The sequence below is a fragment of the Mesorhizobium sp. RCAM 05099 genome, from assembly GCF_059683685.1.
The window spans coordinates 6,859,110-6,876,036 of record NZ_CM185035.1 but is presented as its reverse complement, the minus strand read 5'-3'; the positions used below and the strand labels follow the sequence as shown (position 1 = coordinate 6,876,036).

Genomic DNA, 16,927 nt, shown 5'->3' with positions numbered 1-16,927 from the left:
ACGAATTCGTTATTCCGGGATAACGGCGGTGGCCTGGATTTCGACCTTGGCGCGATCCTCGACCAGCGCCATCACCTGCATGGCGGCCATCGCCGGAAAATGCCGGCCGATCACCTCGCGATAGGCCTCGCCGATACCCCTGAGATTGGCGAGGTATTCGGCCTTGTCGGTAAAATACCAGGTCATCGAGGTGATGTGCCGCGGCTCCGCCCCGGCCTCGGCCAGCACCGCCACGATGTTCTCGAGCGTCTGCCGCACCTGGCCGACAAAGTCGTCGGTTTCGAACTGGCATTGCCCGTTCCAGCCGACCTGTCCGCCGATGAAAACAAGCTGCCCACGCGCGGCGACGCCATTGGCATAGCCGACCGGCTTCGCCCAGCCTTCCGGCTGCAGGATCGTGTGCATTTCAAGCCTCCCGGTATTCTAAAAACCAAGTCTCAAAATCGAATGCCCGTCAAATCTCTTGCCGTCACGCCGCGCCCATCACTTGCCGCGCGATGACCACCTTCTGCACGTCCGAGGCACCCTCGTAGATGCGCAACGCGCGGATTTCGCGATACAGGCTTTCGACGATATGGCCTTTGCGGACGCCGTCGCCACCATGCAACTGCACCGCCTTGTCGATCACCTCTTGCGCCTTGTCGGTGGCGAACAGCTTGGCCATCGCCGCTTCGCGGGTGACCCGCGCCGCACCCATGTCCTTGGTCCAGGCGGCGCGGTAAACCAGTAGTGCCGCCGCATCGACGTCGAGCGCCATGTCGGCGATATGGCCCTGCACCATCTGCAGCTCGGCCATCGGCGCGCCGAACAGTTTGCGCTCGGCCACCCGCTTGATGCTTTCATCCAGCGCGCGGCGGGCAAAGCCGAGTGCTGCCGCACCGACGGTCGAGCGGAACACGTCGAGCACCGACATGGCGATGCGGAAACCGTCGCCCGGTCTGCCGATCAACGCCGAGGCGGGCAGGCGGACCTGGTCGAAGGACAGGCGCGCCAGCGGATGCGGCGCGATCACTTCCAGCCGTTCGGCGATGCCAAGGCCCCTGGCGTCGCCAGGCACGAGGAAGGCGGAGAGCCCCTTGGCGCCCGGCGCCTCGCCGGTGCGCGCAAAGACCACGTAGAGGTCGGCGATGCCGCCATTGGAGATCCAGGTCTTCTCGCCGGACAGAACATAGCTGTCGCCATCGCGGGTCGCCGTCATCTCGGTGTTGGCGACATCCGATCCCGAGCGCGGCTCCGACAGGGCGAAAGCGGAAATCGCCCTGCCGGCGCGCGTCTTCGCCAGCCATTGTTGCTGCTCGGGCGTGCCGAACAGGCTGAGTGCACCGGTGCCGAGCCCTTGCATGGCGAAGGCGAAATCAGCCAGTCCGTCATGGCGGGCGAGCGTCTCGCGCGTGATGCAAAGCGTACGCACGTCGAGTGGGCCCGGATTGTCGGTGTCGATGGCCGTCGGCTTCAGCCAGCCGTCCCTGCCGAGCTTGCCCACCAGCTCGCGGCAGGCGGCATCGACGTCATGGTGATCGACCGGCAGGTTCTTTGCGCACCATGCCTCCAGCCGCTCGGCCAGCTGGCGATGGCGGTCCTCGAAGAAAGGCCAGTTGAGAAAGGATCGATCAGGCATGGGCGCGCCCTCGGCTTTCGTCGCGATCCGTCGCACCCCCCTCTGTCCTGCCGGACATCTCCCCCGCAAGGGGGAGATTGGCAGCCTTGCCGACGGCTTCGACCTGGCAACGTTGGAGATTGGCGAAAACAATACGTGCAGCCGATCTCCCCCTTGCGGGGGAGATGGCCGGCAGGCCAGAGGGGGGTGTCTGGGCGAAAACCGTTCATCTTCAATTGCCCTCGAATACCGGCTTTTCCTTGGCCACGAACGCCTTGTACGCGCGCTCGAAATCGCGCGTCTGCATGCATATCGCTTGCGCCTGCGCTTCCGCCTCGATTGCCTGGTCGAGACCCATCGACCATTCCTGGTTGAGTTGCGTCTTGGTGATGCCGTGGGCGAAGGTCGGGCCGGAGACGATGCGCGCCGCCATGTCGAGCGCGTCGGCCTCGAGGGCGGCGGCGTCGACCAGCCGGTTGTAGAATCCCCAGCGCTCGCCTTCCGCCGCCGTCATCGTGCGGCCGGTGTAGAGCAGTTCGGCGGCGCGGCCCTGGCCGATGATGCGCGGCAGGATCGCGCAGGCGCCCATGTCGCAGCCGGCGAGACCGACGCGCGTGAACAGGAACGCCGTCTTGGCTTCCGGCGTGGCGATGCGGATGTCGGAACTCATGGCGATGATGGCGCCCGCGCCGACCGCAACACCATCGACAGCCGCAATGATCGGCTTGCCGCAGTTGAGCATCGCCTTGACGAAATCGCCGGTCATGCGGGTGAAGGCGAGAAGCTCCTTCATGTCCATCTTGACCAGCGGGCCGATGATGTCGTGGACATCGCCGCCGGAGCAGAAATTGCCGCCATTGGACAGGAACACCACGGCGTCGACGTCATCGGCGTAGACGAGGTCGCGGAATGTGTCGCGCAGCTCGGCATAGCTGTCGAAGGTCAGCGGGTTCTTGCGCTCCGGCCGGTCGAGCCGGACCTTTGCGATCCTGCCCTCGACCTGCCAGAGGAAATGCTTCGGCTTGAGCCCGGTCATTCCGGTCATTCGCGTCCCTCCCAATTGCTGCGGAACGAGGTCAGCATGCCGGTCAGCCGGCGCGCGTCGTCTTCGCTGACCTTGCCCAGCAATTCACCGATCCAGCCCTCATGTGCCGCGGCGATGGTGGCGAAGGCCGCTGAGCCTTCCTCGGTCAGGCGCACCATCGAGGTGCGGCGGTCGCCATTGCGGCGGGCGCGGGCGACCAGCCCTTCCGAGACCAGCCGGTCGACGATGCCCGTGACATTGCCGTTGGACACCAGCAGGAAGCGCGACAGGTCGCTCATCAGCATGCCTTCCGGCATTCGATAGAGTGCGGCCATCACATCGAAGCGCGGCAGCGTCGTGTTGAATTCCTTCTTCAGCCGCTCGCGCAGCTCGGCCTCGATCGTGCGCGAGGCACGCAGCAGCCTGATCCACAGACGCAAGCGGTCCTTGCCGGGTCCTGACGGCGCGGGCAGCGGGCCGGCTACCATGTTTCGCCTCCTGAAATGGAAATCGTCTGTCCGGTGATAGACCGGGCGGCATCGCCGCACAGCCACAGTACGGCGGCGGCAACCTCTTGCGGCTGGATGAAGCGGCCTTGCGGATTGGTCGAGGCAAGGCTCGACCGTGCCTCGCCGGCCGAGCGCCCGGTCTTTTCGATGATGCGCTGGATGGACTCCTCCAGCATCTCGGTTTCCACGAAACCCGGGCACACCGCGTTGACGGTCACGCCTGACTTCGCCGTCTCGGCCGCCAGCGCCCGCATCAGGCCGACGACGCCATGCTTGGCGGCGACATAGGGCGCGACGTAGGCGTAGCCCTTCAGCCCGGCGGTCGAGGCGATGAAGACGATCCGGCCCGCCTTGCGCCCCGCCATGCCGGCCAGCGCCGGCTTCACCGTCAGGAACGCGCCGGTCAAATTGACGTCGAGCGTGCGCTGCCAATCGGCAAGCGTGGTCTTCTGCGCCGCCGTGCTGCCGGCCATGCCGGCATTGGCGACGACGATGTCGAACGGCCCGCGCGCTGCTTCGGCCGTCTCGTAAAGGGATGTCATCGCCGCCTCATTGGTGACATCGGCGGCGATGGAGAAGATGCGGTCGTTTTCGCCAGCCACCTTGGCGAGCTCCGCTTCCCGGCGGCCGCAAATGGTGACGTCGATGCCGGCCTCTGCCAATGCCAGCGCGATTGCGCGGCCGACGCCGGAGCCACCGCCGGTGACGAGCGCATGCTTGCCGGCGATCGCTGTCGCGGCCGTCATACTTTCAGCCCCGCGGCCGCATCACGCTCGGCCAACCTGTAGAGCTGGTCCCGGCCAGGCAGATAGGGGTCGGGCCATTTGACGCCGCGATCGCCGAGCGTGACCGCCGCATGCAGCGTCCAGTAGGGATCGGCAAGATGTGGCCGTGCCAGCGCCACCAGATCGGCTCGGCCGGCCATCAGGATCGAATTGACATGGTCAGGCTCGTAGATGTTGCCGACCGCCATCGTCGCCATGCCGACCTCGTTGCGGATGCGGTCGGAAAACGGCGTCTGGAACATGCGGCCATAGACCGGCTTCGCGGCAATCGACGTTTGCCCGGCTGAGACGTCGCAAATGTCGACGCCGGCCTCATGCAGCAGCCGCGCGATCTCGACCGCGTCGGCTGGCGTCACGCCTTCGATGCCGACCCAGTCATTCGCCGAAATGCGCATCGAGATCGGCTTCTCCGCCGGCCAGGTGGCGCGCACCGCACGGAAGATTTCGAGGGGATAGCGCATGCGGTTTTCCAGCGATCCGCCATAGGCATCCGTGCGCCGGTTGGTGACCGGCGTGATGAAGGACGACAGGAGATAGCCGTGCGCCGCATGGATCTCTAGCATGTCGAAGCCGCAGCGATCGGCCATCTCGGCGGACGCCACGAATTCGTCGCGCACCCTGTCCATGTCGGCGCGGTCCATCGCCTTCGGCACCTGGTTCTGCGGTGACCACGCCACGGCCGAGGCCGCCATCACAGGCCAATTGCCGGATGTCAGCGGCACGTCGGTACCTTCCCAGCCGAGCCGCGTCGAACCCTTGGCGCCGGAATGGCCGATCTGCGCGCAGATCTTCGCTTCGGTCTCGGTGTGGACGAAATCGACCAGCCGCTTCCAGGCCACTTCATGTTCGGGCGCATAGAAGCCGGGGCAGCCGGGCGTGATGCGGCCTTCGGGGCTGACGCAGGTCATCTCGATATAGACCAGCCCGGCGCCGCCTTTGGCCCGCTCGGCATAGTGGGTGAAATGCCAGTCGGTCGGACAGCCGTCGACGGCCTTGTACTGCGCCATCGGGGAGACGACGATCCGGTTCTGCAGCCTCATGTCGCGCAGCTTGAACGGCGCGAACATCGGCGCGCGGCGAAGGTTGCTGGCGGCGGCGCCTGCCTGGCGCTGGAACCATTCCTCGGCGCCGCCCAGCCATTCGGCGTCGCGCAGCCGCAGATTCTCGTGGCTTATGCGCTGCGAGCGGGTCAGCAGCGAATAATTGAACTGCACCGGATCGAGGCCGAGATAGCGCTCGACCTCCTCGAACCATTCGAGCGAATTGCGCGCCGCCGACTGCAGCTTCAGCACCTCGGTGCGGCGGGCATCCTCATATTTGCGGAATGCGGCGTCGAGGTCCGGCTCGGACTCGACATAGTCGGCCAGCGCCACCGCGCTTTCCAGCGCCAGCTTGGTGCCGGAGCCGATCGAGAAATGCGCCGATGCCGCCGCATCGCCCATCAGCGCCAGGTTCTTGTAGGACCAGCGCTCGCACAGCACCCGCGGAAAATTGATCCAGGCCGAGCCACGGATGTGGTTGGCATTGGTCATAAGCGCGTGGCCGCCAAGATGCTTGGCGAAGATGCGCTCGCAGGTGGCGATCGATTCCTGCTGCGACATCGAGCCGAAGCCGAAAGCCTGCCATGTCTGTTCGCTGCACTCGACGATGAACGTCGCGGTGTCACTGTCGAACTGGTAGGCGTGCGCCCACACCCAGCCATGCTCGGTCTTCTCGAAGATGAAGGTGAAGGCATCGTCGAATTTCTGCTTGGTGCCGAGCCAGACGAACTTGCACTTGCGGGTGTCGATGTCGGGCTTGAAGATGTCGACGAAGGTGTTGCGCGCCCTGGAGTTCAGCCCATCGGCGGCAACGACCAGATCATGCGTTTCCATATAGGGCTTGGGATCGGCGATGTCGGTCTCGAACATCAACTTGACGCCGAGTTCGCGTGCGCGGCGCTGCAGCAGGATGAGCAGCCGCTTGCGGCCGATGCCGCAGAAGCCATGGCCGGTCGAAACCGTGCGCACGCCATCATGGATGACGGCGATGTCGTCCCAGTAGGCGAAATGCTTCTTGATCCAGACGGCGCTGACGGGATCGTTCTTCGACAGGTTTTCGAGTGTCTCGGCCGACAGCACGACGCCCCAGCCGAACGTGTCATCGGCGCGGTTGCGCTCGAACACCGTCACATCATGCGCGGCATCCCTGAGCTTCATCGAGATGGCAAAGTAGAGGCCGGCTGGTCCGCCGCCGAGAACCGCAACCTTCATCTGTGCGATCTCCTCTTCGCTTGCTGATTTGAGTATCGCGCTGGCGGCAAATTATTTCAAGCTTAAAGTTTCATATCGAAATGATTATCCGACATTGACGAAGGCGCGCTTGCGTGTCGTCACGCAAGCGCGCCGTCAGGTCATTTTTCCGGGCTCTTTGGGCTCCACAACACGGTTTCGGCGCCTTTCTCGTAGGCCATGCCGGTCGGATAGCTGATCGCTTCCAGCTGTAGGCCCCAGGGTGCCTGGAAATAGAGAATGGTCTGGCCGGCGGCTGGCCCTTCCTTGACCGGCAGCGGTCCCAATCTGGTCTTCACGCCCTTGGCGTCGAGATACGCCTTGGCGGCGGCGACATCGTCGACATAGAAGGCGATGTGGAAGCCGCCGATGTCGCTGTTGCGGGCTTGCAGATCCTTCTGGTCCGGTGCGGTGTATTTGAACAATTCGATGTTCGATCCGTAGCCGCAGCGGACCATGGTGATCTCTTCGATCACGGCCTTGGGGTCCACGCCCAGCAGATCCTGCATGAACGTGCCCTTGTCGTCGGCGAACGGGCCGAACGACATCGCCTTCTTGCAGCCGACCACGTCGGTGAAGAAGTCGACCGCCTGCTTCATGTCGGGAACCGTGATGCCGGTGTGATCGTGACCGTGCATGCCGGGGATCGAGCTGGCCGCGGCCATGCCGGCACTGCCAAGGATGGCCGCGGCGAGCGTTGCGTTTCCAAGTATCGTCTTCATGTCAGTCCTCCTCCATTGGCGGGACTTGGGTCATTGCCGGCCGCACGTCCGAGGCCCGCTTTTCGGCGTGCGTATGCATTCATGTCGGGGCCCTGGCGGCAGGCGGGATGTCCAGCCAGCCAGCATCGATTTCCGGCAGCGGGATGGCTGAGATCAGGTCGCGCGTGTAGCTTTGCCGCGGGTTTTCGAACAAGGCGTCGGTGGCGCTCGCCTCGACGATCATGCCTTCGCGCATGACGATCACTTGCCGGCATAGCCGCCGGATCACCGAAAGGTCGTGGCTGATGAAGGCGACAGTCAGGCCCATCTCCGCCGCCAGCTTCTCCAGAAGGGTGAGGATCTGCGCCTGCGTCGACACGTCGAGCCCGGAGACGATCTCGTCGGCCAGCACGAATTTCGGCGACAGCGCCAGCGCCCGCGCAATGCCGACGCGCTGGCGCTGGCCGCCCGACAGTTCGTGGCGGTAGCGGCTGGCGAAGCTCTGCGGCAGGCCGACGCGCTGCAACGCCTCGGCGACGCGTGCCCTGAGATTGTCGCCAAGGCCATTCTGCTTGAGGGGCGCTGCGATGATGCTGGCAATGGTGCGACGCGGGTTGAGCGACGACATCGGATCCTGGAAGATCATCTGCAGGTTGCGGCGCAGTGGCCGCAGCTCCGCCTCCGGCAGATGGGTGATGTCGTGGCCGTCGAAGGTGACGCTGCCGGCGCTGGGCTCCAGCAGCCGCACGAGGGCGCGGCCGAGTGTCGATTTTCCCGACCCTGACTCGCCGACGATGCCGGTCACCGACCCTTTCGGCAGGTCGAAATCCAGGCCCTTCAGGATTTCGGCCAATGGCGCGCGGCCGATCAGCGGCTTGCGCGTCATGTCAGGCAGGGCGACCTTCAGCCCGCGTACGGAAAACAGCGGCTCAGCCATGCGGTCGCCTCCAGGCCTGGTCGGCGGACGCGATCTCGGCGGCAAGCCCGGCCAGGACCGTTTCGTCCACCGGTTTCAGCGAAGCGAACGGGTCGGTGTAGCGCGGTGTGGCGGCCATCAGTGCTCGCGTGTAGGGGTGCTGCGGTGCGGCGAAGAGAGCAACCGTTTCGGCCTCTTCCACCACCTTGCCGGCATAGAGCACCGACACTTTCTGGCTGATCTTGGCGACGACGCCGAGATCATGGGTGACGAACAGGATCGCGGTGCCATGCTCGCGCTGCAACTGTACGATCAACCGCAGGATCTGCTTCTGCACGGTGACGTCGAGCGCCGTGGTCGGCTCGTCGGCGACGATCAGCCGTGGCTCGGCGGCGAAGGCGGCCGCGATCAGCACGCGCTGGCGCATGCCGCCTGAAAGCTCGTGCGGATAGCTTTTCAGCACGCGGTCGGGATCGCGGATATGCACCTCGTCCAGCAATTGGCGGATGCGCTGATCGGCCTTCTCGCCACTCCAGCCGAGAATGCGTACCAGCCGGTCGGTCATCTGTGGGCCGATGCGGCGCGATGGATTGAGCGCGGTCAGCGGATCCTGCGGGATCAGAGCCGTGCGGGCGCCAATCAGCGTGCGGCGCGCCTTCGGCTGCAATTTGCCGAGGTCTTCGCCTTCAAGCAGCATGTCGCCTTCGACAATGCGCACGCTCGACGGCAACACGCCAAGCACGGCCTTGCCGATCATCGTCTTGCCGGCGCCGCTCTCGCCGACCAGCGCACGGACCTCGCCGGGTTGAACCGCAAGCGATACCGAGCGCAGCACGCGCTGGCCGTTGGGCAGCACGGCGCTCAAATTCCTGATGTCGAGGCAAGCGCTCATCGCAGCACCGGGTCGAAACGCGCCTTCAACCCTTCGCCGAACTGACTGAACGACAGTACGGTGAGGATCAGCGTGATCAGCGGGAACACCAGCACCCACCAGGCCTGATGGATCGACAGCCGGCCCTCGGCGATGATGCCGCCCCAGGTCGGATCGTCGGTCGAGATCGACAGGTTGACGAAGGACAGGATCGCCTCGACGATGACAGCGATGCCCATTTCCAGCGACAGCAACGCGACGATCGACGGCACCACATTGGGCAGCACTTCGCGCAGCATGATGCCGATGCGGCCATAGCCGGCGATGCGGGCATTCTCGACATAGTCCATGCGCGACTGGCCCATGGTCTCGGCGCGGATCACCCGGCAAAAGCGCGTCCAGTCGATGACGGCGATGGCGATGATGACGGAACTCAGGCCGGTGCCGAGCACGGCGACCAGGAGGATGGCGAACAACACCGGCGGAAATGCCATCCAGACATCGACGATGCGCGAGATGATGCGGTCGGCCCAGCCGCCGAAATAGCCGGCGATCAGACCAAGCGTCGAGCCGACCAGGCACGCGGCGGTGGCTGCCGCGAAAGCGACGATGAAGGCGATGCGGGCGCCGAAGATCAGCCGGGACAGGAGATCGCGGCCGAGACTGTCGGTGCCGAGCCAGTAGCCGGGTTCGGCGCCGCTCATCCAGAACGGCGGCAGCCGCTCGAGCATCAGGTCCTGCGCCAGCGGATCCTGCGGCGCGACCAGTGGCGCGAAGATGGCGGCAAGCAGTGCGAGCAGCAGCCAGCCGCCGGCCAACCACAGTTTCGCGCCCGAGCCGTGTCTTGAAATGCGGCCGTCATCCATGGCGCAACCTCGGATTGAGCAGCGCATACATCATGTCGACGACGAGGTTGATCAGCACGAACAACAGCGCGAAGACCAGCACGATGCCCTGGATCAGCGGCAGGTCGCGGTTGATGACGGCATCGATCGCCATATTGCCGAGGCCTTCATAGGAGAACAGCCGCTCGACGATGACCGTGCCGCCGATGAGGAAGGTGAATTGTACCCCGACCAGGGTCAGCGTCGGCAGCGCGGCATTCTTCAACGCCTCACGCAGAATGACCTGTGTTTCCGAAAAACCTTTCACCCGCGCCAGCACGACATAGTCGAGGTCGAGCACTTCCTTGAGCGACTGTTTCAACAGCTGCGCGATGATCGCCGCCAGCGGCAGCGCCAGCGCGACGGCCGGCATCAGCATGTGCTTCAAGAGATCCCAGGTCAGGTCAAGGCGCAGCCGCAGCAAGCTCTCGAACAGATAGAACTGGGTGACGAAGGGCAGGTCGAGCTGCGGCGACACCCGGCCGGAAATATCGAAGACGGGGATCAGCACGCCGAACAGAAGGATCAGCACCAGGCCCCACAGGAAGTCGGGAATGGAAAGGGCGGTGCCACTGGCGATATCGATGCCGGCCTCGACCGCCGTGCCGCGTTCGCGGGCGCCGAGGATGGCCGTCGTGCCGCCGATCGCCACCGCCATGATGAGCGCGACGATGGCGAGTTCCAGTGTCGCCGGCAGCCGGTTGAAGACCAGCCCCAGCACGTCCTGTCGCAGCGAGATCGAGGTGCCGAAATCGCCCCTGACAACGCCGGACAGCCAGATGAAGAATTGCTGCAGGATGGTCTTGTCGAGACCATAGAGCGCGCGCAGCCGGGCGATGTCGGCATCGGTCGCGCCGGGCGGCAACATCATCGCGATCGGATCGCCGGGAGCGACGCGGATCACGACGAAGACGACGACGGCCACGCCGAACAGCGTGACCAGCATCGTCAGAAGGCGGATCAGAAATCTCTGCAGGAGCATGTAAATCTTTGCAGGAGCCCGCTGGCTCGTATGCCTGATGGAAAATGCGCGCCGTCGCTGTCGACGGCGCGCGGCAATCCCGGACCGATATCAGGCCGGGGTCATCAGGGCCGGCAGCAGCGCGCCGGACACATGCTGGACCACATTGACGCCCTTGGCGTGCACGATCGGCTGAGCATACTGCATCAGCGGCAGCACATAGGCTTGCTCGGCGATATATTTGTCGACCGCCTTCCAGCCGGCAATGCGCTTGGCCTCGTCCTTTTCGCCCCATAGCGGGTTGATCATGTCGATCAGGTCCTGGCTGTCCCACACCGAATGCGGGCTCGGGCCATACATGGCAAAGCCGGTCGAGGTGGTCGGGTCGCCGATGGCATTGCCCCAATTGTAGAAGGCGGCCGGCGCCAGCTTGTCGGCGGCACGCAGCTCGTAGTGTTTGGCGATTTCGTAGACCTCGATCGTCGCCTCGATGCCGACCTTGCGCCACATGCCGACGATCGCCTGGATCATCTCGTAGTCCTTGGGCTTGAAGCCCTTGGTCGTCTGGATGGTGAACTTGACCGGCTTTTCGGGCGAATAGCCCGAGGCGGCCAGCAATTCCTTGGCCTTCTCCGGATTGTGCTCGACCTTGATCGACGCATCGTAGGCCGTGTATTCCGGCGTTTCCAGCGTATCGATGGGCTGGCCGTAGCCGCGCAGCAGGCGGTCGACGAGCAGCTTCTTGTCGATCGACATCACCGCTGCCCGGCGGACGTTCTTGTCCAGCATCGCCTCGATGTCGTTGAAGAAGATCATGCCGATGTCGGAGACGTTCTTGCACGAGCCGGCAAGCCCGTCCTTGGCGATCAGCCGGTCATACTCCTCATAGGGAATTTCGAGCGTCACTTGCGAGGAACCGGATTCGATCTCGGCGACGCGGCTCGCCGCATCGGTGACGAACTTGATCGTCACATTCTCGAAGGCCGGCTTGCCGCCCCAGTAGGTCGGGTTGGCCTTGAGCCGCAGGAAGGCGTTGCGCTCGAACTTCTCGACCATGTAGGGACCTGTGCCGATCGGCGCCTTCTCGAAGCCTTCGGCGCCGACCTTCTCGTAATACGCCTTGGGCATGATGTAGCCGGTCAGGAACGACATCCATTTGAAATACACCGGGTCGAACTGCACGACGTCGCCGGTGATCTTGTTGCCGTCGATCTTGAAGTTGTTGACGTTCTTCCAGACGAACTGGATCGGGTTGCCGGTCTTTTCGTCACCCGCCCGCTGCAGCGACCAGACCACGTCTTCGGCCGTGAACGGCGAGCCGTCATGCCGGGTAACGCCTTCGCGCACCGTCATCATGATCTTGGTGCGGTCGTCGTTCCAGCCCCACTCGGTCAGCAGGCCCGGTGCGAAGGACAGGTCCGGCTTCTGGGGGATGAACTGGTCGAACACCGACTGGTAGAGGCCCTGGATCGTCGGGTTGACCGCGGAGGGGCCGGTGGTCGGGTCCCAGGACGGCAGGTTGACGTTGTAGGCGATGGTCAGTTCGCCGGCAGCCGCCTTGGCGATCCGCGGCAGGCCGACGGCGGCCACCCCAAGTGCCGCGGCACTGTATCCGAGTAATTCGCGTCTGTTGATTGTCATGGTCGTTCCCCTTGTTGGTTGTATTTTCTTCGCGCGGCAATGTCAGTTCCTTGGTTCAGGCTCCTTGGGCAGCAGCGCCTTGCCCTCCTTCACCTCTAGAAATCTTCGGCACCTCTAGAAATCTTCGGCTCCTACCTCCCGCCAAGCTGTTGCGCGAGCATGTAGCCCGAAGCCGCGCCGGTGCCGGCACCGGCCACGTCGCGGCACCCGTGAGATGCAGATTGCCGACCGGCGTGTTCCAGCCGGCGAAACCGCGCGCCGGGCGAAACAGGAAATTCTGCGCCAGATGGTGGCTGCCGCAGACCTGGTCGCCGCCGACGAGGTTCGGGTTCTCGCGTTCCAGGTCGATGGGCGAAAACACCGAGCGGCCCAGGATCTTGTTTCGCAGGCCGGGCGCGTAGCTTTCGATGATGTCGAGAACGCGGTCGGCGTAGCGGTCCTTGACCTTGTCCCAGTGGTCCGGCGCGACCTTGCCGGTAGCGTCGCCGAGGATTTCTGCGGGCAGCATGCGCACCTGCACCCACAGCACATGCTTGCCTTCAGGTGCGCGAGACGGATCGATCGCGGTCGGCTGGCCGACGACCAGCACCGGTTCGTCCGGAAGCATGCCTGCCATCGCCTGCTGATAGGTCCGCGACATCGCGTCGAGCGACGGCGACAGATGCACATAGGCGAACTGGCGAAGCTCGGCGCCGGCGCGCCAGTCCGGCAGATCGTCGAGCGCCAGATGGATCATCATCGTGCCCGGCGCGTGGCGGAACTCTTGCATCGCCGTGTCGAAGCCGGCGTCGCCGGAACCGTTGGGCAGCAACTTGCCGGTCAGCGCCTTTGGCGCAACGCCGGCGATGACCGCCTTAGTGGCGGTATGGGTGTCGCCGGAAGCGAGCCGCACGCCGGTCGCCTTGCCGGCGGAAACCATGATCTCGGCCACTTCGGCCCCGGTGACGATCTTGCCGCCGGCGGCCGTGACCATGCCCGAGAGCGCGCGGATGATGGTGTCGGCACCACCCTTGCCCAGCACCATGCCAAAACTCTGGTTGGCCATCGATTCCAGATAGGGGAACACGGCGCCGCCGGCGATGTCGGGTGCGAAGTCCAGATGCATGCCCCAGGTCGCGAGCGTTGCCCTGACATGCGCGGACTCGAAATTCTCCTCCAGCCAGGCACGTGGCGACGACAGCAGCAATCGCCCGGTGTCGAGCGCGCCGGCAACACCCTTCTTGCGCCACAGGTTCCACGCGGTGCCGGCCAGAGCGCGGGCGCTCATCGGCGAGCCCAGCAGCCGGAACAGATGCTCGGCCTCCGCCGGGAAGGCGGCGACCAGCCTGCGCCATGTCGCGGCATCGGCGGCTGAGAAGGCGGCCATGCGCGCGGCGGTCTTTTCCAGATCGTTGCTGACGCCGAACCAGCGGCCATCCGGAAAGGCGCTGGCGAAACAGTCGGCGACCGGCGCGAACTCCAACCCCCGCGCTTTCAATTCATTTGCATATTTCCGATGGAAGGCCGAGCCGGCGAACAGGCTCAGATTCATCGCGCCGAAGTCGTGGCGGAAGCCGGGAAGGGTGAATTCACGGGTCTGGACGGCGCCGCCGATTGTTGCACTGCGCTCGAAAATCCCGGTTTTCCAGCCTTTGAGCGCCAAATGCGCGGCGCATGCCAGACTGTTGTGGCCCGCCCCGACAAAGATGGCGTCGAACTCGCTCACGCCCCGTTCCCATTTCCTTTATGCTTAAAGATAATTGCAGATGCATATGTTTTCGTCTAGTAGGATATTAAGGGCCGCGACGAGCCTTGATCACCACCACGAAAGAGGGAACAGAGACCATGGACACCCAAAAACTCCTCGGCGAAGTCGCCGGCCAGCTTCTTTCAGGCGCCATCAAGGTGGTAGACCTGTCGGCACCGCTCGGTCCCGACACCCCGTTGATCAAGCTGCCGCCGGAACTCGCGGTCGACACGCCGAAGGTCGAGATCCACACCATCTCCGCCTACGACAAGAACGGTCCCTGGTGGGCGTGGAACTGGCTGAAGCTCGGCGAGCATTCGGGCACGCATTTCGACGCGCCCAAGCACTGGATCACCGGCAAGGACTATCCGGACGGCGCCACCGATACCATTCCGGCGCAGAACTTCGTCGGCCCGGTCAATGTCATCGACTGTTCGAAGGAAGCCGCCGCCGACCACGATTTCCTGCTCACCGTCGACCACATCAAGGCATGGGAAGCCAAGCATGGCGCCATCAATGCCGGCGAGTGGGTGGTGATGCGCACCGACTGGTACAAGCGCAATGGCTCGGAAGCCGAATTCCTCAATGCCAATGAGACCGGTCCGCACACGCCCGGCCCGACGGCCGAAGCCATCCAGTACCTGATCAGCAAGAACATCAAGGGCTGGGGCAGCGAGACCATCGGCACCGACGCCGGCAAGGCCGGCGGCATGGAGCCGCCATTCCCGGCGCACAGCCTGATGCACAAGGCCAACCGCTACGGGCTTGCCAGCCTGTGCAACCTCGACCAGCTGCCGCCGAAGGGTGCGATCCTGATCGCGGCGCCGCTCAAGATCGAGCATGGCACCGGCAGCCCGATCCGCGCGCTGGCGCTCGTCTCGAAGGCATGATCGCCCCAGGCGAGGGCCGGTTTCGCAAGAGATCGTGCCCAAGCTGGATGACACACGCTGAACGAAGGCAGATCAAGGTGAGTCAGCCGGATCACATCATCGTCGGCAGCGGCATCAACGCGCTGGTCTGCGCGGCGATGCTCGGCGGCAAGGGCGCCAAGGTGCTCGTCCTCGAGCGCAACGACCGCATCGGCGGCTGCATGCGCACCGAGGAGATCACCGCGCCCGGCTTCATCCATGACGTGATGGCGACCACCTTCGTGCTGTTCATCACCTCGCCTGCCTTTGCGGCACTTGGCGCCGACCTTGCACGGCACGGGCTGGAGTTCTGCCACACGAGCACGCCGACCGGCGTGCTGCGGCCGGACGGCAGCCATGCCGTGCTCGGCACCGACCGTGCCGCCAACGTTGCCGCCCTGAACGCGATCACGGCGGGTGACGGCGACGGGCACGCGGCCGATGTCGGCGGCATCGAGCGCAATGCCGGCCTGCTGTTCGGCCTGCTTGGCGGCAGCCTTTGGTCCTACCCGACGACGAAGCTGCTGGCGGGCGAAGCCTGGCGGCGAAGCCCGCGCAATCTTGCCGCCTTTCTCGGCGAAGCGCTGGTGCCGGCGCGCGGCTGGCTGGAAAGCACCTACCAGTCCGAGACCGTCCGCGCGTTGTGGGCGCCCTGGGTGCTCCATGCCGGCCTTGGGCCGGAAGATGCTTTCTCCGGCCAGATCGCCAAGGTCATCGCCTTCGCGCTGGAAGCCGCCGGCGCGCCGATCGTCAAGGGCGGCGCGAAGAACCTGCTGTCGGCCTTCGAGGCGCTCATCACCGAGCGCGGTGGCGTCATATCCACCGAAGCGGACGTTGCCTCCATCATCCTGACCGGAGGCCGCGCCACCGGCGTGCGGCTGGCGTCGGGCGAAACGGTCCACGCGAAGAAGAGCATCATCTGCTCGGTGACGCCAACGCAGCTTTATGGCCGGCTGCTCGGCAGCGAGGCACCCCGGGACGACGTCGAGGCGACGCGGAAATACCGCTACGGCAAGGGCAACTTCCAGATCCACTACGCCCTCGACAGGCCTCCGGCATGGCGTGGCGAAGGACTGGACAAGGTGGCCTTGCTGCACCTGACCCCGGGTCTGGATGGTGTGTCGAAAGCCTGCAACGAGGCGGCACGCGGCATGCTGCCGGAGGTGCCGACCATCTGTGTCGGCCAGCCGCACGCGCTTGATCCGTCACGCTGCCCGCAGGGCAAGGCGATCCTGTGGCTGCAGCTGCCCGAGGCGCCCCGGCACATCAAGGGCGACGCCGCCGGCAAGCTGCAGGCACCCACCGACGGGCAGTGGACCGAAGCGCTGCGCGAAGCCTATGCCGATCGCGTCGAGGCGATCCTCGCCAGCCATATCGACGGCTTCAAGGACAGCGTCATTACGCGCCGCGCCTATTCTCCGGTTGATCTGGAAGCGATGAACATCAATCTGGTCGGCGGCGACCCCTATGGCGGTTCGTCGACCCTTGACCAGTCGTTCCTGTGGCGGCCGTTCAAGGCCAGCCGCAACCACCAGACCGGCATCAAGGGCCTCTACCACATCGGCGCCTCGACACATCCGGGCGCGGGCCTGGGCGGCGGCTCCGGCTTTCTCCTGGCGGGGAGGCTGTGATGGAACAGAAGGTTGCGGAAAAGCGCCAGCGCATTTCGACCTTGGGGCAGATCGGCCTGCAGCAATTCGCGCCCTATCTGATGAACCGCATCATGGGTCGCTACAACGCCACCTTGCGCGACGATTTTCGCAAGCAGGGCCTGACCATTCCGCAGGTGCGCACGCTTGCCGTGCTGTCGGTCACCGACGGCGTCACCGTCAACGACCTCTCGGTCTATACGGTCATCGAGCAGTCGACCTTGAGCCGGACGCTCGACACGCTGGAGGGGCAAGGGTTTGTACGGCGCGAGCAGGGGGTCACCGACAGCCGTATCCGCCATGTGTTCCTGACCGACGATGGCCGCGCCGAGTTCGCGCGCGCCTGGCCGGCCATGCATGACGCGTTCGAGGCGATGTTCGACGATGTCGACGATGCCGAATACGCGGCGCTGATCGCGACGCTGCAGAAGATGCTGAAGAACATTCGCAAGCACGACATCTAGATGTACGCACTGCCGGCGCGC

15 protein-coding genes and 1 pseudogene are annotated in these 16,927 nt (G+C 64.8%); 3 read left to right on the top strand and 13 right to left on the bottom strand.

The window, feature by feature from the left end:
* Positions 1 to 9: 9 nt before the first annotated feature.
* The 13 genes and pseudogenes from AC56QQ_RS34035 to AC56QQ_RS33975 form a co-directional block, all read right to left on the bottom strand.
* Complete coding sequence (locus tag AC56QQ_RS34035) at positions 10 to 405, bottom strand: RidA family protein (protein ID WP_269906048.1); 396 nt, start codon at positions 403 to 405, stop codon at positions 10 to 12.
* A gap of 64 nt (positions 406 to 469) precedes the next feature.
* Entirely contained in the window at positions 470 to 1,618 is a 1,149-nt protein-coding gene (locus tag AC56QQ_RS34030) for an acyl-CoA dehydrogenase family protein (RefSeq protein WP_497124923.1), read from the bottom strand.
* A gap of 211 nt (positions 1,619 to 1,829) precedes the next feature.
* Positions 1,830 to 2,642, bottom strand: a complete 813-nt coding sequence (locus AC56QQ_RS34025; protein WP_497124922.1) for an enoyl-CoA hydratase family protein — start codon at positions 2,640 to 2,642, stop codon at positions 1,830 to 1,832.
* The gene (locus AC56QQ_RS34020; protein ID WP_489859216.1) at positions 2,639 to 3,109 is read right to left on the bottom strand and encodes a MarR family winged helix-turn-helix transcriptional regulator; all 471 of its coding nucleotides are present in this window, start codon (positions 3,107 to 3,109) and stop codon (positions 2,639 to 2,641) included. Before AC56QQ_RS34020 ends, AC56QQ_RS34025 begins: the two co-directional genes overlap by 4 nt.
* Positions 3,103 to 3,876 carry an SDR family NAD(P)-dependent oxidoreductase gene (locus AC56QQ_RS34015; RefSeq protein ID WP_497124921.1) on the bottom strand — a complete coding sequence of 258 codons (774 nt, stop codon included), beginning with the start codon at positions 3,874 to 3,876 and terminating at the stop codon, positions 3,103 to 3,105. The genes AC56QQ_RS34020 and AC56QQ_RS34015 overlap by 7 nt, the downstream gene beginning before the upstream one ends.
* The gene (locus AC56QQ_RS34010; protein WP_497124920.1) at positions 3,873 to 6,167 is read right to left on the bottom strand and encodes a bifunctional salicylyl-CoA 5-hydroxylase/oxidoreductase; all 2,295 of its coding nucleotides are present in this window, start codon (positions 6,165 to 6,167) and stop codon (positions 3,873 to 3,875) included. Before AC56QQ_RS34010 ends, AC56QQ_RS34015 begins: the two co-directional genes overlap by 4 nt.
* 140 nt (positions 6,168 to 6,307) lie before the next feature.
* Positions 6,308 to 6,907 (bottom strand): VOC family protein, encoded by a 600-nt coding sequence (locus AC56QQ_RS34005; protein ID WP_497124918.1) that lies wholly within the window; start codon positions 6,905 to 6,907, stop codon positions 6,308 to 6,310.
* Positions 6,908 to 6,986: 79 nt separating this feature from the next.
* A complete protein-coding gene (locus AC56QQ_RS34000) occupies positions 6,987 to 7,823 on the bottom strand; it encodes an ATP-binding cassette domain-containing protein (protein ID WP_497124916.1) in 837 nt (278 codons plus the stop codon).
* Positions 7,816 to 8,694: an ABC transporter ATP-binding protein gene (locus tag AC56QQ_RS33995; protein WP_497124915.1), complete on the bottom strand. Its 879-nt coding sequence runs from the start codon at positions 8,692 to 8,694 to the stop codon at positions 7,816 to 7,818. Before AC56QQ_RS33995 ends, AC56QQ_RS34000 begins: the two co-directional genes overlap by 8 nt.
* Entirely contained in the window at positions 8,691 to 9,539 is an 849-nt protein-coding gene (locus tag AC56QQ_RS33990) for an ABC transporter permease (protein ID WP_256749012.1), read from the bottom strand. Before AC56QQ_RS33990 ends, AC56QQ_RS33995 begins: the two co-directional genes overlap by 4 nt.
* Positions 9,532 to 10,539 (bottom strand): ABC transporter permease, encoded by a 1,008-nt coding sequence (locus AC56QQ_RS33985; protein WP_497124914.1) that lies wholly within the window; start codon positions 10,537 to 10,539, stop codon positions 9,532 to 9,534. The genes AC56QQ_RS33990 and AC56QQ_RS33985 overlap by 8 nt, the downstream gene beginning before the upstream one ends.
* Before the next feature lie 90 nt (positions 10,540 to 10,629).
* The gene (locus AC56QQ_RS33980) at positions 10,630 to 12,159 is read right to left on the bottom strand and encodes an ABC transporter substrate-binding protein (RefSeq protein ID WP_497124913.1); all 1,530 of its coding nucleotides are present in this window, start codon (positions 12,157 to 12,159) and stop codon (positions 10,630 to 10,632) included.
* Positions 12,160 to 12,290: 131 nt separating this feature from the next.
* Positions 12,291 to 13,864: pseudogene (locus AC56QQ_RS33975) on the bottom strand (phytoene desaturase family protein).
* A gap of 119 nt (positions 13,865 to 13,983) precedes the next feature.
* Between AC56QQ_RS33975 and AC56QQ_RS33970 the strand changes: the two are divergent.
* The 3 genes from AC56QQ_RS33970 to AC56QQ_RS33960 all read left to right on the top strand — a co-directional run bounded on the left by AC56QQ_RS33970 (position 13,984) and on the right by AC56QQ_RS33960 (position 16,906).
* On the top strand, positions 13,984 to 14,775 hold the full coding sequence (locus AC56QQ_RS33970) for a cyclase family protein (protein ID WP_091584595.1): 792 nt from the start codon (positions 13,984 to 13,986) through the stop codon (positions 14,773 to 14,775).
* Between the two features lie 77 nt (positions 14,776 to 14,852).
* Entirely contained in the window at positions 14,853 to 16,424 is a 1,572-nt protein-coding gene (locus AC56QQ_RS33965) for a phytoene desaturase family protein (RefSeq protein ID WP_497124912.1), read from the top strand.
* Positions 16,424 to 16,906, top strand: coding sequence for a MarR family winged helix-turn-helix transcriptional regulator (locus AC56QQ_RS33960; protein WP_023667791.1), 483 nt, complete (start codon positions 16,424 to 16,426; stop codon positions 16,904 to 16,906). The genes AC56QQ_RS33965 and AC56QQ_RS33960 overlap by 1 nt, the downstream gene beginning before the upstream one ends.
* Positions 16,907 to 16,927: the final 21 nt, after the last annotated feature.